This is a genomic window from Zoogloea sp. GW822-FHT05C07 (assembly GCF_058800215.1).
In genome coordinates this window covers 2,145,005-2,165,785 of record NZ_CM179510.1, presented here as the reverse complement: position 1 = coordinate 2,165,785, position 20,781 = coordinate 2,145,005, and the positions used below count along the sequence as shown (strand labels likewise).

At 69.6% G+C, this 20,781-nt stretch carries 19 protein-coding genes; 8 read left to right on the top strand and 11 right to left on the bottom strand.

What is annotated here, in order from left to right; genetic code table 11:
- Positions 1-8 precede the first annotated feature (8 nt).
- The 3 genes from AC3QL2_RS10190 (at position 9) to AC3QL2_RS10180 (ending at position 3,778) form a co-directional block, all read left to right on the top strand.
- On the top strand, positions 9-2,402 hold the full coding sequence (locus tag AC3QL2_RS10190; protein ID WP_493233464.1) for a penicillin-binding protein 1A: 2,394 nt from the start codon (positions 9-11) through the stop codon (positions 2,400-2,402).
- Between the two features lie 5 nt (positions 2,403-2,407).
- Positions 2,408-3,289 carry a ketopantoate reductase family protein gene (locus AC3QL2_RS10185; RefSeq protein ID WP_493233463.1) on the top strand — a complete coding sequence of 294 codons (882 nt, stop codon included), beginning with the start codon at positions 2,408-2,410 and terminating at the stop codon, positions 3,287-3,289.
- 177 nt (positions 3,290-3,466) lie between these two features.
- Entirely contained in the window at positions 3,467-3,778 is a 312-nt protein-coding gene (locus tag AC3QL2_RS10180; RefSeq protein ID WP_493233461.1) for a BON domain-containing protein, read from the top strand.
- Between the two features lie 248 nt (positions 3,779-4,026).
- Here the strand turns inward: AC3QL2_RS10180 and AC3QL2_RS10175 are convergent, their stop codons facing one another.
- The 3 genes from AC3QL2_RS10175 to AC3QL2_RS10165 form a co-directional block, all read right to left on the bottom strand.
- Positions 4,027-4,437: a response regulator gene (locus AC3QL2_RS10175; protein ID WP_493233460.1), complete on the bottom strand. Its 411-nt coding sequence runs from the start codon at positions 4,435-4,437 to the stop codon at positions 4,027-4,029.
- A gap of 8 nt (positions 4,438-4,445) precedes the next feature.
- Positions 4,446-4,724 carry a hypothetical protein gene (locus tag AC3QL2_RS10170; RefSeq protein WP_493233458.1) on the bottom strand — a complete coding sequence of 93 codons (279 nt, stop codon included), beginning with the start codon at positions 4,722-4,724 and terminating at the stop codon, positions 4,446-4,448.
- Positions 4,725-4,786: 62 nt separating this feature from the next.
- The gene (locus AC3QL2_RS10165; RefSeq protein WP_493233457.1) at positions 4,787-5,128 is read right to left on the bottom strand and encodes a BON domain-containing protein; all 342 of its coding nucleotides are present in this window, start codon (positions 5,126-5,128) and stop codon (positions 4,787-4,789) included.
- A 218-nt stretch (positions 5,129-5,346) separates the two neighbouring features.
- Here AC3QL2_RS10165 and AC3QL2_RS10160 point away from each other — a divergent pair, with 218 nt between their 5' ends.
- Positions 5,347-5,982, top strand: a complete 636-nt coding sequence (locus AC3QL2_RS10160; protein ID WP_493233554.1) for a response regulator — start codon at positions 5,347-5,349, stop codon at positions 5,980-5,982.
- 28 nt (positions 5,983-6,010) lie between these two features.
- Here the strand turns inward: AC3QL2_RS10160 and AC3QL2_RS10155 are convergent, their stop codons facing one another.
- Positions 6,011-7,405: a CHASE3 domain-containing protein gene (locus AC3QL2_RS10155; RefSeq protein WP_493233455.1), complete on the bottom strand. Its 1,395-nt coding sequence runs from the start codon at positions 7,403-7,405 to the stop codon at positions 6,011-6,013.
- Between the two features lie 160 nt (positions 7,406-7,565).
- Here AC3QL2_RS10155 and AC3QL2_RS10150 point away from each other — a divergent pair, with 160 nt between their 5' ends.
- On the top strand, positions 7,566-9,494 hold the full coding sequence (locus tag AC3QL2_RS10150) for an AsmA family protein (RefSeq protein ID WP_493233453.1): 1,929 nt from the start codon (positions 7,566-7,568) through the stop codon (positions 9,492-9,494).
- Positions 9,495-9,649: 155 nt separating this feature from the next.
- On the opposite strand, the gene ahbB (AC3QL2_RS10145) is transcribed toward AC3QL2_RS10150, so the two are convergent.
- The 5 genes from ahbB (AC3QL2_RS10145) to AC3QL2_RS10125 are packed head-to-tail and all read right to left on the bottom strand — an operon-like array spanning position 9,650 to position 13,152.
- Complete coding sequence (ahbB, locus tag AC3QL2_RS10145; protein WP_493233451.1) at positions 9,650-10,147, bottom strand: siroheme decarboxylase subunit beta; 498 nt, start codon at positions 10,145-10,147, stop codon at positions 9,650-9,652.
- Positions 10,144-10,623 carry an Lrp/AsnC family transcriptional regulator gene (locus AC3QL2_RS10140; RefSeq protein ID WP_493233449.1) on the bottom strand — a complete coding sequence of 160 codons (480 nt, stop codon included), beginning with the start codon at positions 10,621-10,623 and terminating at the stop codon, positions 10,144-10,146. Before AC3QL2_RS10140 ends, ahbB (AC3QL2_RS10145) begins: the two co-directional genes overlap by 4 nt.
- Positions 10,620-11,609, bottom strand: coding sequence for a siroheme decarboxylase subunit beta (ahbB, locus tag AC3QL2_RS10135; RefSeq protein WP_493233447.1), 990 nt, complete (start codon positions 11,607-11,609; stop codon positions 10,620-10,622). The genes AC3QL2_RS10140 and ahbB (AC3QL2_RS10135) overlap by 4 nt, the downstream gene beginning before the upstream one ends.
- Before the next feature lie 14 nt (positions 11,610-11,623).
- A complete protein-coding gene (locus tag AC3QL2_RS10130; RefSeq protein WP_493233445.1) occupies positions 11,624-12,802 on the bottom strand; it encodes a cytochrome D1 domain-containing protein in 1,179 nt (392 codons plus the stop codon).
- A gap of 2 nt (positions 12,803-12,804) precedes the next feature.
- Entirely contained in the window at positions 12,805-13,152 is a 348-nt protein-coding gene (locus AC3QL2_RS10125) for a c-type cytochrome (protein WP_493233443.1), read from the bottom strand.
- Positions 13,153-13,304: 152 nt separating this feature from the next.
- Between AC3QL2_RS10125 and AC3QL2_RS10120 the strand changes: the two genes are divergently transcribed.
- Positions 13,305-13,910, top strand: coding sequence for an IMPACT family protein (locus AC3QL2_RS10120; RefSeq protein ID WP_493233442.1), 606 nt, complete (start codon positions 13,305-13,307; stop codon positions 13,908-13,910).
- Between the two features lie 70 nt (positions 13,911-13,980).
- Here the strand turns inward: AC3QL2_RS10120 and AC3QL2_RS10115 are convergent, their stop codons facing one another.
- Complete coding sequence (locus tag AC3QL2_RS10115; protein ID WP_493233440.1) at positions 13,981-14,295, bottom strand: c-type cytochrome; 315 nt, start codon at positions 14,293-14,295, stop codon at positions 13,981-13,983.
- 62 nt (positions 14,296-14,357) lie between these two features.
- Positions 14,358-16,073, bottom strand: a complete 1,716-nt coding sequence (locus tag AC3QL2_RS10110; protein WP_493233552.1) for a cytochrome D1 domain-containing protein — start codon at positions 16,071-16,073, stop codon at positions 14,358-14,360.
- 158 nt (positions 16,074-16,231) lie between these two features.
- Between AC3QL2_RS10110 and cobA the strand changes: the two genes are divergently transcribed.
- Together cobA and AC3QL2_RS10100 are read left to right on the top strand one after the other, a co-directional pair.
- Entirely contained in the window at positions 16,232-17,137 is a 906-nt protein-coding gene (gene cobA / locus AC3QL2_RS10105) for a uroporphyrinogen-III C-methyltransferase (RefSeq protein WP_493233438.1), read from the top strand.
- 252 nt (positions 17,138-17,389) lie between these two features.
- Positions 17,390-20,770 (top strand): transglutaminase family protein, encoded by a 3,381-nt coding sequence (locus AC3QL2_RS10100; RefSeq protein ID WP_493233437.1) that lies wholly within the window; start codon positions 17,390-17,392, stop codon positions 20,768-20,770.
- The last annotated feature ends 11 nt before the right edge of the window (positions 20,771-20,781 follow it).

Sequence of the window (20,781 nt, the reverse complement as noted above, 5' to 3'; positions counted from 1 at the left end):
CGCCCCTGATGCCGCTACCCGCTCTTTCCGCCTTGCTGACGCAGGCCGTCGCCCGCGTCCGTCCCCTCCTCGAACGTCTGCGCCACCCCACCCGCCGTGGCGTGCTGCTGGCCGTGGCCGCACCGCCGGCGCTGCTGCTGGCCTATGCGCTGATCCTGATCCCCTTTACGCCGGGCATCAGCGACATCCGCAAGGCCAAGGTGGAACAGCCGGCGCGGGTGCTGTCGGCGGACGGCAAGGAACTGGCGGTGTTCAAGTGGGCCAACCGCCAGTGGGTCGGTCTGGCCGACATCTCGCCGCAGGTCACCGCGGCGCTGATCGCCACTGAGGACCACCGCTTCTACGAACACCACGGCATCGACTTTTACCGCCTCGGCGGCGCCGCGCTGCGCACCTTCTCCGGCGACAAGCAGGGCGGTTCGACGCTGACCCAGCAGCTCGCCCGCAACCTGTTCCCCGACGACATCGGCCGCGCGCCGACGCTGACCCGCAAGCTGAAGGAGGCGATCACCGCGCTGAAGATCGAAGCCCTGTATTCCAAGGACGAGATCCTCGAGACCTATCTCAATACCGTGCCCTTCCTCTACAACGCGTGGGGCATCGAGATGGCCGCGCGGACCTACTTCGACAAGTCGGCCAAGAACCTCGACGTGCTGGAGAGCGCGACGCTGGTCGGCATGCTGAAGGGCAACAGCTACTACAACCCGGTGATCAACCCGGAGCGCGCGGCCAACCGCCGCAACACCGTGCTGGCGCAGATGGCCAAGCACGGCAAGCTCGACGAGAACCGCCTGGCCGCGCTGCAGAAGAAACCCCTGCGCCTCGACTTCGAGCGCCAGCTGGAGGCGCCCGGCGCCGCGCCGCACCTCGCCCAGCAACTACGCAAGTGGCTGATCGCCTGGGCCGATCGCAACGACTACAACGTCTACGCCGACGGCCTGGTGGTGCGCACCACCATCGATTCCCGTCTGCAGGCCCAGGCCAACCAGACCGTGCAGCGCCGCGGCCGGCAGCTGCAGGGCTTGGCCGACCAGGCATGGAGCGGCCGGCGCGGGTGGACCGGCAGCCCGGAGCTGGTGGACGCCTTCATCAGGGAGTCGAAGGAGTACCGCAGCGCGCTGGCCGCCGGCCAGACGCCGGAGGATGCCCTCAAGCGCCTGCGCGCCGACCGCGCCTTCATGGACGCGCTGCGCCGCGACAAGACCCGCGTGCAGGTCGGCTTCATGGCCCTCGACCCGCGTGACGGCCAGGTGCGGGCCTGGGTCGGCAGCCGCGACTTCGTGCAGGACCCCTTCGACCACGTGGCCCAGGCGCGCCGTCAGCCCGGCTCGACCTTCAAGCCCTTCGTGTATGGCGCGGCCTTCGACAAGGGCATGAGCCCGGACGACACCATTGTCGACCAGGAGGTCGAGATTCCGCTGCCCGGCGGCGAGGTGTGGCGGCCCAGCGACGATGGGGCGCCGAGCGGGCAGGCGATGAGCCTGCGCGACGGCCTGGCCTATTCCAAGAACACCATCACCGCCCAGCTCATGCAGAAGGTCGGCCCGGCCCGCGTCGCCAAGCTGGCCAAGGCGATGGGCGTGCGCCAGAGCGCGCTGGAGGAGGTGCCGTCGCTGGCCCTCGGCACCAGCCCGGTGACGCTGAAGGAAATGGTCACCGCCTACGGCAGTATCGCCAACGGCGGCAGCTACATCGAGCCGATGCTGGTGACCCGCGTCGAGGACAGCCAGGGCAAGGTGCTGGAGGAGTTCGCCTCGGCCACGCCGCAGGAAGTGCTGCCGCCGGCCACCGCCTACATGCTGCTCGACGTGATGCGCGGCGTGGTGAACCGCGGCACCGGCGTCGGCATCCGCAACCAGTTCGGCATCCGCGCTGACGTGGCCGGCAAGACCGGCACCACCCAGGACAACACCGACGGCTGGTTCATCCTGATGCACCCGCAGTTGGTGGCCGGCGCCTGGGTCGGCTTCAACGACAACCGGGTGACGCTGCGCAGCGACTACTGGGGGCAGGGCGCCCACAGCGCGCTGCCGATCGTCGGGGACACGTTCAGTTATGCGCTGCGCACCCGCCTCATCGATCCCAAGGAGCGCTTCGAGTCGAAGGCCCAGCCGGGCCTGCTGGAACGGGCCTGGGAATGGCTGGCGACGGGGCTGAGCGATTGGTGGCAGGGCCTGTTCAAGCGTCCCGAGCCGGCGCCCGAGGCGCCGACGCACCGCATCACGCCGGTCGAACCGGAGGCGCCGCCGCCGCTGCCCGCGGTACCGGGGCCCGACGAGCCGCTGCCCGTGCCGGCGCAACCGGAGACGCCGCCCGACAGCACGCCGCCGTCTCCGCCCGCCGAGACACCGGCAGCGCCGCCGCCGACGGTGCCCAGCCTCGACCCGTCGTCCGGGCACTGAGCGGCATGGGCGCATCCCGTTTTCCATTGGCGATCATCGGTGCCGGTGCGCTGGGCCTGCATTTCGCGGCCCGCCTGGCGGCGCAGGGGCCGGTTGCCATCGTGGCGCGCAACCGCGAGCGGGCGGCCGCGCTGCGGGCTGGCGTGGATGTCGGCACGCAGTGCTACGTGCCGGACGTTTTCGCGCCGGAGGACGCGCCCGCGGCCGACTGGGTGCTGGTCCTCGTCAAGGCCGCCGACACCGCGGATGCGGCCCGCACGGCGCGGGCGATGGCACCGCGCGGCGTGCTGTCGCTGCAGAACGGCCTGACCGGCGAGGTGCTGGCTGCCGGCTGTGGCGACATCCCGGCCGACCAGGGCATCACCACCGAAGGCGCCTTCCGCGACGGCGCCCGCGTGGCGCCGTCCGGTGCGGGGGAAACCCTCGTGCCGCCGGGCTTCGAGGCCGTCGCGGCGGCGCTGGCGGCAGCCGGTTTCCGTGCCCGCGTCGAGCCGGACATCGCCGCGGCGCGGCTCGCCAAGCTGTTGGTGAACGTGGCCATCAACCCGCTGGCGGCCCTGTTCCGGGTGCCTAACGGCGCGCTGCTGGAGGCGCCGCACCGGGTGCTGCTCGACGCGCTGGTGGACGAGGCCTGGCCGGTGCTGCGTGCAGCCGGCCTGCAACTCGACGCGGAGGCCGCGCGGGCGCGGGTGCATGCCGTAGCAACGGCCACCGCCGGCAACCGGGCCAGCATGCTGCAGGACGTGCTGGCCGGCCGGCGCACCGAGATCGATGCGATCACCGGCACGCTGCTGCTCATGGCGGCGGCGCAGGGGGCCGACGTGCCAACTCACCGGGCGGTCTTCACGCTGGTGAAGTGTCTCGAAGGTGGCCCTGCGGCCGCTTAGGCGCCTTCCGGGCCGCGGCCGGCAGCCGCGCAGGCAGGACTCCTCCTACACCGTTATCGGCTGCGTCGGACAGGGCGCGGCCATGTCGGGCGCCTATATTCAAGTCACCCTGATCGACATCGCATGCCGCGCACATCCGGTGCCCGCTCCGCGATGCCACATTCCAAGGAGGCAGCAATGAAGCACACCATCGCCACGCTTGCACTGTCCGGCCTGCTGGGCATCACCGCCGTGGGTTGCGCGGTGACCCGCGAACAATCCACTGTGGGTGAATATCTGGACGACGCGACGATCACGACCCGCATCAAGGCCAAGCTTGCCGAGGACCCGAAGGTCAGCGGCATGGCCGTCGGGGTGGAAACTCTGAAGGGCGTCGTGCAGCTGTCCGGCTTCGCCAAGTCCTCCGTCGAGCGCGGCCGCGCCGAAGAGCTTGCCCGCAACACGCCGAGCGTGAAGGGCGTGATCAACGACATCGTCGTCAAGCCGTGACGCTTCCAGCCTGGGGCGGCACGGCCGCCCCAGGCTGTGGAAGGTACGAGGCGCCAGCGTCCGGTGAGTCGCTGGCGCTTTCTTGTGGACAGACAGGGTGTGCCGCGGAAAAGCCGTGGGGGCGAGTTGGTTTGCCCATGGCCTGCATCGAGCCGGCTGCGGGCGAATGAACTCGCCCCCACAGGGAGACGTGCCGGCCCGGCGGGGGCCGCGGCATCCATTCCTCTGAAGGTGCGGGGATGTGCCGATCAGCAGGGGCGGGTATCGGGCTTGTTGGCGGCGGCGTGCACGTAGGCGAGCAGCTCGTCGAGTTGGAAGGACTTGTCGAAGAAAGCTTGGGCGCCGAGCATGCGGCAGCGCTCGCGGACGAGGGGATGGGTGTGGTTGGAGAACACCACCGCCCGTGGCATCTCCGCGCAGGCCGGCATGCCCTGCAGCGCGGCGAGCACCTTGAGGCCGGTGCCGCCCCGCAGTTCCAGGTCGATGATCGCCAGATCGGGGTGAAGCCGGCGCAGGAGCTCGATGGCCGCCGGCTCGTTGTCGGCGGAGCCGACGATCTCGACGCCGCCGGAGTCCGCCAGCATCTCGGCGAGCAGGTCGCGCAGGGCGACCGAATCCTCGATCAACACGACCCGCACGGGCCTGGGGGCGGTGGCCATGATGGCGCTCAGTAAAGGGTTTCGGGGGCCGGGGCTTCAGCGGCGCGGCATTCCTGCAGCACGGCCCAGGTGGACGGGCCGAGCATGCGGTACACCGCGCCAAGGTTGCGCACGCAGGGCTCCGGCTGGCTGGTGGCGGTGGCGGGCAAGTGGTTGCTGTTGCCGAACAACATGCCGCCGCACAGCAGCAGGCTGCCGAGCAGGCTGGCATGCACGGTCCAGTCCCATTCGCCGGATGGCGCCCAGGCGTGACCGCGTTCAAGGCGGGGGAAAGTGGCGTGGGTCATGGTCGTCTCCAGTAAGAACGGGACGGAGGGCGGCACGCGGCCGGGCTGGCCGGCCGCCGCGCTTAGCGCTGGATGATGATGTCGTTCCGGACATCCTTCACGCCCTGGGTGTTCCGGGCGATTTCCTCGGCCCGCATCTTCTCCTTGGCCGACGGCGTGAAGCCGGACAGCTGGACGACGCCGTTGTGGGTCTCGACGCCGATCGCGGTGATCCGCACGGTCTTGTCCTCAGCTTGGCGGGCCTTGACGTTGGCGGTGATCGACGCGTCGTCGATGAACTGGGCGGCGGCGGATTTGTCCGTGTCGCGGACCACCGGCTGGGGTTCGGCGGCGTGGGCGAAGCCGGCGGCGGCCAGGCTCAGCGTCGTGGCGACGAGCAGTCGGGTGAAGGGCTTGCTGTACATGGCTGTTCTCCTTGCATATCGAGTGGGTATGTCCGGGAGGCGGCCGCTACTGCCGCGCTTCCACGGTTTCCACTCTATGCGGCGTTTGCGCGGCGGGCTGTCCGACAAGGGCGGAAGGGCGTGTAGGACTGCGCTGGCAAGCATGTCGGAGTCCGCGGGCTGTGCCGTTGCTGTGGGCTGGCTACAATGGAAACTGTCGAATGTGCAGAAAGGACGCCATGCTCCGCCTGGCCATCGTGGATGATCACAGCATCGTGCGTGCCGGTTTCCGGGAAATGCTGGTGGACGAGCTGGGCGTGCACATTGCCTTCGAGGCAGCCTCCGGCGAGGAGGCGCTGGAGAAGCTGCGCGAACACGAGTGCGACGTGCTGCTGCTCGACCTGTCCCTGCCCGGTAAGAGCGGTGTCGATGTGCTGCGCGTCGTGCGCCAGCGCCATGCCGACCTGAAGGTGCTGGTGCTCAGCGGTTTCCCGGAAGAGCGCTATGCGCTGCCAATGCTACGCCACGGGGCCAACGGCTACCTGTGCAAGGACTGCGAACGGGAAGAGCTGCTGAAGGCCATCCAGACGGTGGCGCGGGGGCGGCGCTACATCTCGGGCCGCACCGCCGAGCTGCTGGCCGACGACCTGGCCGGGGAGAGCACGGCACCGGCCCACGAGAGCCTGTCGGAGCGGGAACTGCAGGTTTTCCTGCGGCTGGCCCGCGGCGAATCGGTGTCGGGCATCGCCGAGGCGCTGAACCTGAGCGTCAAGACGGTCAGCACCTATCGTTCGCGCCTGCTCGAAAAACTGGCCCTGGCCAGCAACGCCGAGCTGGCGGCCTACGCGCTGCAGCACGGCCTGATGGTGGCGTGACGGGGGGCCGCTGCGGCACGCCGCCGTGTCAGGCCGGGCGGGGTTGCAGCGGCATGCAGGCTTCTATCGTGCAGCCCTGGCCCGGTGCCGCCGTCACCGCCAGCCGGCCGCCGAACATCTGCACCCGGTGCTGCATGCCGGCCAGGCCGTGGCGATTAAGCATCGGCGAGTCGGCATCGAAGCCGACGCCGTCGTCGCGGATCCACAGCTGCAGCTCGCCGTCCACCACGTCGAGGCCGAGTTCCACGTGGGCGGCATGGGCGTACTTGCGGATGTTGGTGAAGGCTTCCTGGGCGATGCGGAACACCGCCAGGGCCTGGTCCTCGGTCGGCTCCGGGTCGGTGTAGGGCAGCAGGCGCTCCACCGGCACTTCGCGGCTGAAGTCGTCGGCGAGGGCGCGCAGCGCCTCCACCAGGCCGAGGCCCTGCAGCAGTGGCGGGCGCAGGTCGTCGATGAGGCGCCGCTTGAGGGTGATGCCGGAGCCGATGGTGTCGATGAGGCGCTTGAAACGGTCGCGGATGTCCTGCCCGGCGCTCGGGCCGAGGCTGCGCAGCAGCCATGCCGCGTCCATGCGGGCGGCGGTGAGGAGGGCGCCCAACTCGTCGTGGAGTTCCCGCGCCAGCCGGCCGCGCTCCGCCTCGCGGGCATTGGTGAGGTAGCTGGCCAGGTCGCTCAGCTCCCGCGTGCGCTGGCTGACCGTCGATTCGAGCATGCTGTTCTCGTCGGCCAGCAGCTGGGCGATGCGGGCGCGCAGGCGGGCCTGCTGCTGCTGGACGCCGAACAGCATGATGAGCAGCCCGAGGGCGCCGACGGAGAGGGCCGTGACGGCCGTTTGCATGTGCTCCAGGCGCTGCAGGGAGTCGCGGGTCAGCTGTGCGTTGCTGAGCGCGCGGCGTTCGTGCAGCGCGGTGATCGACAGGCGGATCTGGTCCATGAAGGCCTTGCCGGGGCCGGCCTGCTCCGCGTTGGCGCTGTCCTCGATGGCGCCGGAGGCGACGGCCCGCGCCAGGTGCCGGCGCTTGAGGGCGACCAGTTTCTTGAGCACCTCGAACTCGTCGCGGTCGCCGCCGCCGGCCGGAAAGTCCGCTTCCATCGCGGCCAGCAGGCGCCCGACGCGGGCCTCGCTGTCCCGGTAGGGTTCCAGGTAGTCGTCATTGTGGGTCAGTATGTAGCCACGCACGCTGCTTTCCGCATCCACCACGGTCAGCAGCAGCAGGTCCAGGCGGTCCAGGCGGGCGCGGTTCTCCTGTACGGTGTGGACGGCCTCAAGGCCCAGGCGGGAGTGGTCGCGGCTGGTTGCCAGCAGCGTCAGCACGATGGTGCAGCCGGCCAGCAGCAGCGCGAAGGGCCAGTAGCGCAGGGCCCGCATGTGCGCGCGCAGGTCGGCGAAACGGGATTTTCCGCTGGAAAGGGGATTGGGCATGATTTCTACGGCCGGCCGGCTGGAGGGAGCGCAGGGCGGGCTTTTCCGTCATCCTGCGCGTGCATGTCGGACAGTGCCGACGGTGTGACGGTTCCTGCCGGGCCGCCTTGCGGCCGGGTGGGATGGGTGGGGCGGGTGGGACGGGACAGGGGAAACGGATATGACGAAAGCCCGACGTGACGATGCGCCGCCGCCGCGCCGACGACGGCGCCGGTGGGGGCTGGCGGTGTTGGCGATGGCGCTGCTGGGCATGTTCCTGTTCGACTGGAACATGCTGCGCGGGCCCATCGGCGAGATGGTGTCGGCCCGCCTCGAGCGCGGCTTCCGCATCGCCGGGCCGCTGGACGTGGAGCTGTGGAGCCTGACGCCGTCGCTGTCGGCCGGCGACGTGCAGTTGGACAACGCGAGCTGGGGCAAGGCGCCGCAGATGCTGACGGTGCGGGAAGTGGCGGTGAGCGTGGACCTCATCCGCTTGCTGCGCGGCGAACTGGTGCTGCCGCGCCTGGAGATCGACGGGCCGCGCCTGCAACTGGAGGAGGACGCCCACGGGCAGGGCAACTGGCGGCTGGGCGCCCATGCCGATACCACGCCGGTCGCGCCGCGACTGCGCGTCGGCACCTTGCTGATCCGCGACGGCGATGTGGGGGCCAGGCTGCCGTCGCTGCAGACCGACCTGCAGATGAGCATCGCCTCCGACGTGGTGGCGCGCCGCGTGCGTTTCGGTGTGGTCGGCCATTGGCGCGGCCAGGCCGTGCAGGCCGACGGCCAGGCCGGCAGCCTGCTGGACCTGGAGCGTGCCGACCAGCCCTACCCGGTCGAGGCGAAGGGCTCCCTGGGGGAGACCCGCTTCACGCTCAACGGCCGCGTTGCCAACCTGCTGGCGCTAGCCGGGCTGGACGTGGATTTCAGCCTGTCCGGGCGCAGCCTGGCGGAGCTGTATTCCCCCACCGGGGTGCCGCTGCCGGCGACGCCGCCGTTCCGGCTGGCGGCGCGCCTGTTCCATCAGGACCAGATCTGGACTTTCCGCGACATCGATGGGCGGGTCGGGCGCAGCGATGTGGCCGGCACGTTGAACATCGACCGCAGCGCGCCACGCCAGCGCATCGCCGGCACGCTGCGTTTCCGCCGCCTTGATCTGGCCGACCTGTCCGGCTTCATCGGCGCCCGCCGCGAATCCGGGCAGGTTGTCGCGCCGCGGCCGGGCAAGGTCCTGCCGTCGCGGCCGCTGGGTCTGGAGAAGATTGCCGCGGCGAACGTGGACGTGGAATTCGTCGCCGACGAGATCCGCAACAGCGGCCTGCCCCTCGATACGGCGGCGGGCCGGCTGCGTATCGACGACCGCCTGGTCAGCTTGGCGCCGCTCAAGCTGGGGCTGGCCCATGGCCGCGTGGAAGGTTCGCTTGAGCTCGACACGCGTCAGGCCGTGCCGGCGGCACGCCTCGACATGCAGGCCTCGCGCCTGCGCCTGCGCGACCTGATGCCCGCCGAGGACACCCGCAAGCTCACCACCGGCCTGCTCGGTGGGCGGGCCCGGCTAGGCATGCGCGGCGTGTCGGTGGCCGAGCTGCTGGGCAGCGCCGATGGGGAGGCGGCTTTTGTGATGAACGGTGGCAGCACCAGCCTGCTGCTGGTCCGCCTGGCTAACCTGGATGTGGCCAACGGGTTGATGGCCTGGCTGGCCGGAGGCCAGCGGGAGGACATCCGCTGCGTGATCGGCGACTTCCGCGCCCAGGCCGGCGTACTGAAGACCCAGAGCCTGCTGATGGACAGCCAGCGCATGCTGATCCGCGGCGAGGGCACGATCAGCCTGCGCGACGAGGCCCTCGACCTGCACCTGCGCGCCGCCGGCAAGGACGGCAGCCTGCTGGCCCTGCGCGGGCCGCTGAAGGTGGAGGGCAGCTTCGCCGCGCCGTCGGTGACGCCGGAGGCGCTGCCGCTGGGCGGCCGCATCGCGGCCAGCGTGGGCCTCGGCCTGGTGCTGCCGCCGCTGGCCTTGCTGCCCCTCGTGCAGATCGGCGACACCGGCAGCGGTGACAATCCCTGCGGAGCGATGCTTGCGCGGGTCGGCGCGAAAGTGCGCCAGCCCTGACGGTGGCCGGGCATGGCCCGGGGCGCCAGCCGTGGGCTGGCTTCAGGAGACATCGGCCCGGCCCGCCGGTTTGCGGGAAGGTTTGCCTGGACGGTGGGCCTGAAGGCAGGCGCTGCCGGCGCGGGCTTGAAGCTACGTTCGCCTGGCCGGCAGGCTCAGCCGTCGCCGCCGATGCGCAGGCCGGTTTTCTTGAGGATGGCGCTCGAGAACAGCACGTCGCGGGCGCGGCAGGTGGTGCCGAGCAGCGTGGCGATTTCCTCCACGTGGGCCAGCACCGTGTCCCGGTCGCGCCCGTGCACCATCGCGAACAGGTTGTAGGGCCAGTCGGGCAGGGCGCGCGGACGTTCGTAGCAGTGGGTCACGAAATCGAGGCGGCCGACGGCTTCGCCGAGCTCGCCGATGCGGGCGTCGTCCACGTCCCACACCGACATGCCGTTGGCGGTGTAGCCGAGGGCGTAGTGGTTGGGCACCGCGCCGATGCGGCGGATGCGCCCGCCCTGCAGCATGGCGGCGAGGCGCGTCTTGACCAGCGCCGCGTCCACGCCGAGCTGTTCGGCCAGCGCGTCGTAGGGGCGCGGCACCAGCGGCAGGCCGGCCTGGGTGGCGATGATCAGGCGGCGCTCGAAATCGTCCGGCGGCAGGGTCGTGCTCATGCCTTCAGCCTCATGTCCACGAAGAACTCCCGCAGTTTCGGAAAGGCGAACACCGGCAGCCCGGTGGCGGCCTCGATGCGCGCCGTCGCCGCGGCGATGCCGTCCGGCGTCTCGGTGGCGAGCACGAACCACATGTTGAGGTGGTGCTCGCGCCGGTAGTTGTGGGCCACCTCGGGCAGCGCATTGACCGCCGCGGCGACCTCGTCGAAACGTTCTTCGGGCACCGCCAGCGCGGCCAGCACGAAGCGCCCGCCGATGCGCTCGATCTGGAACATCGGCCCGAAGCGGGTTAGCACGTGGGCGTCGAGCAGGCGCTGCAGGCGGGCGAGGAGGTCGGCCTCGGTGGTGCCGAGTTGGGCGGCCATTTCCCGGTAGGGCTCGTCGCTGATCGGGAAGCCGCCCTGCAGCGCGTTGATGATGCGCCGGTCGAGTTCGTCGAGGACGGCTGGCGGCGGGCGGCGGGAGGGGGCGTTCATGCGGCGGCGAGCCCTTGCGGCGCTTGGTAGCGGGCGCCGCACTGCTTGTAGCAGTCGGTGGAGAACAGCACCGCGTGCGGGGAGGCGGCCAGGCCGACGGCGTCGGCCAGCTCGGCGCGGCGCGCTTCGACGGCGGGGCGGGATTGACCGTGGATCATGCAGAACAGGTTGTAGGGCCAGTCGGGGGCGGTGCGCCGACGGTAGCACAGGCTGACGCCGTCCTGGCCGGCGAGGGCGTGGCCGAGGGCGCTGACTTGCGCCTCCGACACCGCCCACACGCACATCGCGTTGGCCTGCCAGCCCAGCTCGCGGTGTCGCACGACGACGCCGAAGCGGCGTAGCGTGCCGTCGGCGAGCCAGCGTTCGAGCGTGTCGAGCACGACACCTTCGCCGAGGCCGGCGGCGTGGCCGAGGGCCCGGAACGGCTGCGCGACCCACGGCAGGCCGTCGTGCAGGGCGTCCACCAGGCGCCAGTCGGCGTCGCTCAGCGGCTGGCGCGGGCTGGCCGGCGCCGCATGGCGGGTGCGCCGGCCATTGACCAGGTCGAAGCCGAGGTCGATGTGGAATTCCTCGAGCAGCGGCAGCGCGATCGGCGGGCAGCCGGTGGCGGCGCCCATTTCGGTCAGCAGCGCGGCCAGCGCGGCCTCGTCGTGGGCGCTGGCGACGAACCACAGGTTGTAGTGGTGTTCGCGCCGGTAGTTGTGATTGACGCCGGCGAAGGCGCTGACGATGCGCGCCACGCGGGGCAGTTCGTCGACCGGCACGGCCATTGCGGCGAGGGTGCTGGCGCCCAGGCGGCGCGGCGCGAAGACGGCGCCGACCCGGCTGATCTTGCCGGCGTTGCGCAGGCAGGCCAGGCGCGCCATGGTCTCTTCGGCGCTGCAGCCGACCTGCGCGCCGACCGCCGCCCAGGGTTCGGCGGCGAGCGGAAAGCCGCGCTGGAAGTCGTTGAGGAGCTGAAAGTCACGCGGGTCGGTGGCGATCATGGCCAGGCTCCGTCTCAAAAGCCGATGCGCTGGGCGCGGGACGTGAAGAAGATGCCCGACGGTGCGTCGGCCGGTAGTTCCTTGCGCACCGCGAAGCTGGCGGTGTCTACCACCGTGACCCGGTTGCTGTCCCGCGAGGACAGCCACACGTCCTCGCCGCGCGGCGTGAATTCCATGTGCAGCACCGCCTTGCCGGGGCTGAAGGTGTGGATCACGCGCTTGTCGACGGTGTCGATGACCTGCACCCACTCGTTGTCGGGGAAGGCGAAGTTCACCCACACCTGGCGGCCGTCCGGGCGCGCCATCACGAACACCGGCTGGCCTTTTACCGGGATGCGTGCCGTCTCCTGCCAGCTGCGGACGTCGGCGACCAGCACCTCGTGGTGGCCGACGGCCGGCAGCCAGGCCTGGCCGGCGGCCAGGGACCAGCCGCGCAGGTGGGGCATCTTGAAGACCGGCAGCTTTTCCTCGCCGCGGCCGTAGCCGGACAGGATCTTGCGGCTGCCGGCTTCCGGGTGCCACAGGTCGAGCAGGGAGATGCCGTCCTCGCCGAACAGGCCGGCCAGGAAGTAGCGCCCGTCCGGCGTGACGAGGCCGTCGTAGGGCTGCTTGCCGGCCGGGTAGCGGGTGGTGACGGGTTTGCGCGGGTCGCTGAAGTCGCTGACCCAGATCTCGCCCGCGTCGAACAGCGCGTAGGCGAAGCGCTGGCCCGGCACGTCGGCCAGCCCGACGACGCGGGAGAACTTGCCCGGCGCGTATTCGGCGGGCACCTCGGCGAGCAGTTCCAGCGTGTCGGCGTCGAAGGCCTTGATGCCGCCCGGCTCGTAGTTCTGGGCGACGATCAGGCGGCCGTCCTGCGATATCGAACCGCCGATGGAATTGCCGGCCTGGATGATGCGTTTGGCGATGCGGCGGGTCAGCAGGTCTACCTTGGTCAGCCCGCCGTCGCGGCCGAACACGTAGGCGTAGCGGCCGTCGCGGGAGAAGGCCACGTGGGCGTGAGACAGGTCGCCGAGGCCGTCCACGCTGCCGAGGCTGCTGTCGTGGCTGTGTTCGACGATCTGCACGCGGCCGGTGGCACGTTCGATGACCACGCCGAGGTCGCCGGTGCCGCGCAGCTCGGTGGGCGCGCTGGCGCAGGCGGTAAGGGCGAGGGCGGCGGCGAGGGTGCCGAGGGAGGAGAGGAGACGCATGATCATTGCAGGGCCGGGAAGCCTTCTTTCAGGCGGGCGACGATCCAACCAGCCTCGGCCTCGTCCATGAACTGGTTCCAGCCGGGCATCGCGGTGCCGGGGCGGCCGTTCAGGATGGTGGCAACCAGGGCTTCATCGGGCAGTTCGGCAAGCCGTTCCGGCAGCAGGGCTGGGCCGAGGCCGCCGGCCAGGCGCATGCCGTGGCAGGAGCCGCAGTCCTGGCGGACCATGTGCACCAGCATCTGCTGGCGCTGCGGCGTGGGCGCCGGTTCGGCGGCGGGGGCGGCGCTCACCGCCAGGGCGGTCAGGCCGAGCAGCACGGCCACGTGGATCAACAACGAGCGGTCCATCGCAGAACTCCTTTTGACGACGCCCTCACAGTAGGTTGACCCGCCGGCAGGGTCATTGATGGGCATCAAGAAGGCCGGGCCGATGGGCGCCCGCCGGCGCTTGGCCTTATCCTTGCGCCCTCGTTCCCGCGCCTGCCTCCCGTTGTCGTCCGATGCCCCAGACCCTCGCCGCCCCTGCCCACAGCGAATTGCTGATCAAGAAGAGCCGCTTCCTCGGCTGCGTGCAGCCGATGGCCGACCGCGCCGAAGCCCAGCGCGTGGTGGCGGCGCTGAAGGCGGCGCATTCGGGCGCCGCCCATGTGTGCTGGGCCTTGCTGGCCGGCGGACAGTCGGCGGCGGTGGATGACGGCGAGCCGAGCGGCACGGCCGGGCGGCCGATGCTCGACGTGCTGCGCCACCAGGATCTGGAAGGCGTGCTGGCGACGGTGGTGCGCTACTACGGCGGCGTGAAATTGGGGGCCGGCGGCCTGGTACGGGCCTACACGGACAGCGTGGCGCAGGCGCTGCTGGTGGCGGAGACGGTGGCCATCGTGCGCAGCACTTCGCTGCGTTGTGTCGTGCCCTATGCGCAGGAAGGGCTGGTGCGGCGGGCGCTGGATGGCGCCAGGGCGGTGCTGCTCGGGGTGAGCCACGGCGAACAGGTGGAATTCGCCTTCAGCCTGCCCGTGGATGCTGCGGCGGAACTGGTGGGCCGCCTCGATGACGCCTGCCATGGGCGCCTGGTGTGGCTGGACGAGGACCAGGGGGACCGGGAATAGGGTGAACGCAAGAGGGGGGCGCATGAGCTCGCCCCCCTCAAATAACCCCATCCCCGGGTTACGAACCTGCTCAGCCCTTCAGGACCCAGCCCAGCACGTCCTTCAGCTCGGCGTCGCTGATCTTCTCGGCCGGGTTGGGCGGCATCGGGATCTGGCCCCAGTTGCCGGAACCGCCCTTGCGGACCTTGTCGGTGAGCTTGGCGACGGCGTCGCCCTGGCCCTTGTACTTGGCGGCGACGTCCTTGAAAGCCGGGCCGACGAGCTTCTTGTCCATCGAATGGCAGGCCAGGCAGCCGGCCTTCTGGGCCGACGCGGCCGGGTCGGCGAAGACGCTGCCGCTGGCGGCGGTGGCCAGCAGGGCGAGCAGCAGGAAGCGTTTCTTCATTTCTTGTCTCCTGGATGAAGGTGCCGCCGCCCGGGGGCTCCGGGGGCGGCCGGACACGATGCTCAGTAGATGTCGTGCTGCGTGTTGTAGAGGTTGAAGTGGCCGGTCGGCGTGATGATGCGCGGATCCTTGATGACGGTCTTCAGTTGCAGGGTCTTGTCATCCACGACGACGATCGCCGATTCCTTGTTCTTGGCGCTCCACACCGAGAACCACACTTCGTCGCCCGCCTTGTTGTACTCGGGCTGCACTACGCGCTTGGCGCCGTCGTCCTTCAGGCCGGCCCACTCGCCGATAGGCAGGGTCTTGTAGCCGGCAGCCAGGTTATTGACGTCATACACCACGATCGACTGGGAGATCTTCGGATCCGGGTTCAGCGGCGCGTCGGAGTACAAGTGCTTGGACTTCGGGTGGCTCTTGACGAACAGCGCGCCTCCGCCCGGGCCCTTCAGCGATTCGACCATCTTCCAGGCGTACTGCGGGTGCTTGGCTGGGTCGGTGCCGATCAGCGCGATGGTGTCGTCGCCCAGGTGGCCGGTGGACCACACCGGACCGTACTTCGGATGGATGAAGTTGGCGCCGCGGCCCGGGTGCGGGATCTTGCCCACGTCGATGAGGCCGGCCAGCTTGCCATCCTTCATGTCGATCGCGCCGATCTTGTTGGACTGGTTGGCGGCCACCATGAAGTAGCGCTTGCTGCTGTCCAGACCGCCGTCATGCAGGTACTTGGCGACCGGGATTTCCTTGGTGGAGACGGCGTTGAGGTCGGTGTAGTTGACCAGCAGGGTCTTGCCGGTTTCCTTCACGTTGACCAGGAACTCGGGCTTGAAGTGGGACGCCACGATGGAGGCGACGCGCGGTTCCGGGTGGTATTCCTGGTCGCCGACGGTCATGCCGCGGGTGGCCATGATCTTCAGCGGCTCGAGGGTGTCGCCGTTCATGATCACGTACTGGGGCGGCCAGTAGGAGCCGGCGATGGCCAGCTTGTCTTCGTAGCCCTTGAACTTGGAGGTCTCGACGGAGCGGGCCTCGAGACCGGTGCGGATCTCGGCGACGTTGTCGGGCTTCTCCATCCACAGGTCGATCATGTTGATCTTGGCGTCGCGGCCGATCACGAACAGGTAGCGGCCGGAGGCGGACACGCGGGAGATGTGCACCGCGTAGCCGGTCTTGATCACGTTGATGATCTTCTTGGTGTCGCCATCGATGAGCGCAATTTCACCCGCGTCGCGCAGGGTGGTCGAGAAGATGTTCTCGATGTTGTAGCTGTTCATCTTCTTCTTCGGCCGCTGCTCGGGCGGAATGATGACCTTCCAGGTCGCCTTCATTTCCTTCAGGCCGTATTCCGGCGGCTGCGGAGGCGTCTGCTGGACGTAGCGGGCCATCAGGTCGACGGTGTCGTCGTCGAATTCACCGGAGGTGCCCCAGTTGGGCATGCCGGCGGGAGAGCCGTACTTGATGAAAACCTTCAGGTAGTCGGTGCCCGCGGCCAGGGTCTTGTCCGGCGTCAGCGGCTTGCCGGTGGCGCCCTTGCGCAGCACGCCGTGACAGCCGGCGCAGCGTTCGAAGTAGATCTGGCGCGCCTTGTCGAACTCCGCCTTGCTCATCGGCGGCGCCTTCGGGTTGATGTCCTGGTACATCTCCACGTTGGCCAGCGGCGACCCTGCCGCCTGGTACTTGGCAGCGGGATCGTTCGTCGATGTCTTCGGCTCTTCGGCGAAGGCGTGCGACAGGGCCAGCGGCAGCAAGGCCATGGCAATCGCTCCGGTTTTCCACATACTCATCGTGCATCTCCCTTTATGAACCCAACGAGCGGCCTATCCCGCTTGCGGCGAAGAGTGCGCTTCCGGGCTATTCCCCTTCCTTGACTCGGGTCAAGTTCGAAAAAGGGGACCGGCTGATAGATTGCGGCCGTCATGATTCCGGGAGTTCCGCCATGCCTCCGTCCGCCATCGCCAGCTTCGGCCTGCCTGCCGCCGGCACCCTGCGTGCCTTTGTCGACCAGCTCGTCGGAGGCCGCGGCAGCGCGCCGGCCGAGACCTTCAAGCCGCTTGCCGGTGGCATCCGCCCGGCGGGGCGGGTGGCGCTGGTCGGCGCCGGGCCGGGTGACCCCGAGCTGCTGACGCTGCGCGCCGCGCGGCTGATCGGCGAGGCCGACGCGCTGGTGGTGGATCACCTGGTCGGCGACGGCGTGCTGGACTTCGCCCGGCCTGATGCCGAGCGCATCTACGTCGGCAAGGAGGCCGGCCACCACACGCTGCCGCAGGAGGACATCAACCGCCTGCTCGTCGAACTGGCCCGCGATGGTCGCCGGGTGGTCCGCCTGAAGGGCGGCGACCCCTTTATCTTCGGGCGGGGCGGCGAGGAACTGGAAGAACTGCTGGCCGCTGGCATCCCCTTCGAGGTGGTGCCGGGCGTCACCGCCGCCTGCGGCGTGGCGGCCTACGCAGGGATTCCGCTGACCCACCGGGATTACGCCCAGTCGGTGGTGTTCGCCACCGGCCACCGCCGGGCCGGCGAATCGGCGCTGGACTGGACGGCGCTGGCGCGCCCGCATCAGACCGCAGTGATCTACATGGGCGTCGGCATGCTGCTGTCCCACTGCGCGGCGTTGATCGCCCACGGTCGTTCCCCGCAGACCCCGGCTGCGCTGGTCGAGAACGGCACCACGCCGCGCCAGCGCATCGTCACCGCCACCCTCGAGACCCTGCCGGACAAGGCCACGCTGGCCGGCATCCGCCCGCCGGCGCTGCTGATCGTCGGCGAGGTGGTCAGCCTGGCTGGCAAGCTGGCCTGGTTCGATGCCGCCACGGCGGAGGCCGGTGCGGCCGCCGTGGCCTAGCTCCGCAGGCTTCCGCTGCCTTGTAACCGGGATATGCACATTATTGGTGCATATCCCGGTGTCCATTCTGGTGCGTGCACGGCGGGCGGTTGCCGGGTCAGCGCGCCCCATCCCCGTTTCGATACTCCAAAAGCCTCGGTTTGATGCAGGATCGCAACATCCACGCAACAGGAGCGGCGTAAACCGCTTGGCGTGAAGCTTGCTACGTCAGGCAACAAGTCTGCAAACCGCGCCCCAAGAACGGAGTATCCCGTGACCATCCATGTCGCCCTCAATCACCTGACCTCCTACAAGTACGACCGGCCGATCAATGTCGGCCCGCAAGTCGTCCGTCTGCGGCCGGCACCCCACAGCCGTACGCGCATCCTGTCCTACTCGCTGAAGGTGCTGCCCAAGCCCCACTTCATCAACTGGCAGCAGGACCCGCAGTCCAACTACCTGGCGCGCCTGGTTTTCCCGGAGAAGGTCACCGAGTTCAGCATCGAGGTGGACCTGGTTGCCGAGATGTCGGTGATCAATCCCTTCGACTTCTTCCTGGAACCCGAGGCCGAGAATTTCCCGTTCGAGTACGCCGGCGCCCTCAACCACGAGCTGGCCCCGTACCGCCTGAAGGAAGAGGCTAAGCCAGAGTTCAAGAAGTACCTGGACGGCATCTCCCGCGACAAGACCCGGGTGGTGGACTTCCTGGTCAAGCTCAACGCCGACCTGCAGAACCACATCGGCTACGTGATCCGCATGGAGCCGGGCGTGCAGACGCCGGAAGAGACGCTCACCAAGCGCACCGGCTCGTGCCGCGACTCGGCCTGGCTGCTGGTCCAGCTGCTGCGCCACCTGGGCCTGGCGGCGCGCTTCGTGTCGGGCTACCTGATCCAGCTGAAGGCCGACGTCAAATCCCTCGACGGCCCGTCCGGCACCGAGGTGGACTTCACCGACCTGCACGCGTGGACTGAGGTATACCTGCCCGGCGCCGGTTGGGTCGGCCTCGATCCGACCTCCGGCCTGTTCGCCGGCGAGGGCCACATCCCGCTGGCCGCATCCCCCGATCCGTCGTCGGCAGCACCGATCTCCGGCCTCATCGACGAGTGCGAGTGCGAGTTCGAGCACCGCATGGAGGTCACCCGCGTGTTCGAGGCGCCGCGGGTCACCAAGCCCTACACCGAGGAGCAATGGGCCGAGATCGAGGCCCTCGGCCATCGCATCGACGCCGACCTCGACGCCAACGACATGCGCCTGACGATGGGGGGCGAGCCGACCTTCGTGTCCATCGACGACCCGGACGGCGCCGAGTGGAACACCGAGGCGATGGGCCCGACCAAGCGCGTCCGCGCCGAAGACCTCTACCACCGCCTGCGCGAGAAATACGGCCCCAACGGCCTGGCCCACTTCGGCCAGGGCAAGTGGTATCCGGGCGAGCAGCTGCCGCGCTGGTCGCTGACCTGCTTCTGGCGCAAGGACGGCCAGCCGATCTGGATCAACCCGGACCTGATCGCCGACGCCTCGGCGCCGGGCGAAGCCACCGAAGACCAGGCCAATGTGTTCCTGGCCGGCATCGCCGAGCGGCTGGCGCTGGATCCGCAGCGGGTCTTCCCGGCCTTCGAGGACGCTTTCTACTACCTGTGGCGCGAACGCCGCCTGCCGGGCAACGTCGATCCCTTCGACGCCCGCCTCGACGACCCGCTGGAGCGCGACCGCATCCGCCGCGTCTATGAGCACGGCCTGCCCAACCCGGTCGGTTACATCCTGCCGGTCGGCCTCAACGACTACACCGGCGAATGGCAGACCGGCTCGTGGTTCCTGCGCGACGAGCGCTGCTACCTGATCCCCGGCGACTCGCCGGTCGGCTACCGCCTGCCGCTGGATTCCCAGCCTTGGGTGACGAAGGGCGACTACCCCTACGTCAGCCAGCCGGACCCCCACCAGAGCTTCCCGCCACTGCCCGAGTACACCGCGATCCGCCGCCAGCTGCCGGGCGGCCAGACCGCCGTGCTCAACGCGCTGAAGGACGGCGAGCCCGGTTTCGGCTCGTCCGCCGCGGCGCATGCCGCCGCCGCGCTGAAGGCCGCCCGCGAGGCCGAGAAGCTGCGCCCCACCGACCGCCAGCCGGAGCGCTTCGAATCCGCCAACTGGATCGTCCGTACCGCGCTGTGCGCCGAGCCGCGCAACGGCACGATGCACATCTTCATGCCGCCGCTGGCTAGCCTGGAGAAGTACCTGGAACTGGTCGCCGCCGTCGAGGCGACCGCCGAGGCCCTCGGCACGCCGGTGGTCATCGAAGGCTACGAGCCGCCGTCCGACCCGCGCCTGACCCACTTCCGCATCACCCCCGACCCCGGCGTGATCGAGGTGAACATCCACCCGGCCAGCAACTGGGAAGAGCTGGTGGACCGCACTACCCACCTCTACGAGGCGGCACACTACTCGCGCCTGACCAGCGAGAAGTTCATGGTGGACGGCCGCCACACCGGCACCGGTGGCGGCAACCACTTCGTGCTCGGCGGCGCCACGCCGGCCGATTCGCCCTTCCTGCGCCGGCCGGACCTGCTGCGCAGCCTGATCTCCTACTGGCACAACCACCCGAGCCTGTCCTACCTGTTCTCCGGCCTGTTCATCGGCCCGACCAGCCAGGCACCGCGCATCGACGAGGCGCGCAACGATTCGGTGTATGAAATCGAGACCGCCTTCCGCCAGTTCCCGAAGATCGGCGAGGAAGTGCCGCCGTGGCTGATCGACCGTCTGCTGCGCAACCTGCTCATCGATGTGAGCGGCAACACCCACCGCTCCGAGTTCTGCATCGACAAGATGTACTCGCCGGACGGCCCCACCGGCCGCCTCGGCCTGCTCGAGCTGCGCGCCTTCGAGATGCCGCCCCACGCGCGCATGTCGCTGTCCCAGCAACTGCTGCTGCGCGGCCTGCTGGCGCGCTTCTGGGAAACGCCCTATGCGCCGCAGCGGCTGGTGCGCTGGGGCACCGAGCTGCATGACCGCTTCCTGCTGCCGCACTTCGTCGAGCAGGACTTCAACGACGTGATGGAGGACATGCAGAGTCACGGCCTGGACTTCAAGCCGGAATGGTTCGCGCCGCACATGGAGTTCCGCTTCCCGAAGATCGGCGATTTCGCGGTGCGCGGCATCGACGTGGAACTGCGCGGCGCCCTCGAGCCCTGGCACGTGATGGGTGAGGAAGGCGGCGGTGGCGGCACCGTGCGCTTCGTCGATTCGTCCGTCGAGCGCTTGCAGGTGAAGGTTTCCGGCATGTCCGACGACCGCTTCCTGCTGGCGGTGAACGGCCGCACGATCCCGCTGCAGCCCACCGGCACCGTCGGCGAGCACGTCGCTGGCGTGCGCTACCGCGCCTGGCAGCCGCCGTCCTGCCTGCACCCGACCATCCCGTCCCATGCGCCGCTGGTCTTCGACCTGGTGGATACCTGGACCAATCGCTCCCTCGGCGGTTGCCAGTACCACGTGTCGCACCCGGGCGGGCGCAGCTTCGAGACCTTCCCGATCAACGCCTTCGAGGCCGAGAGCCGCCGCCTGGCGCGCTTCTTCCGCATGGGCCACACGCCGGGCGAGCCGGCGGTGCAGGTCTCGCCGGTCGAGCGGGAGTTCCCCTTCACGCTCGATCTGCGGCGCTGACGGCGGCTCCC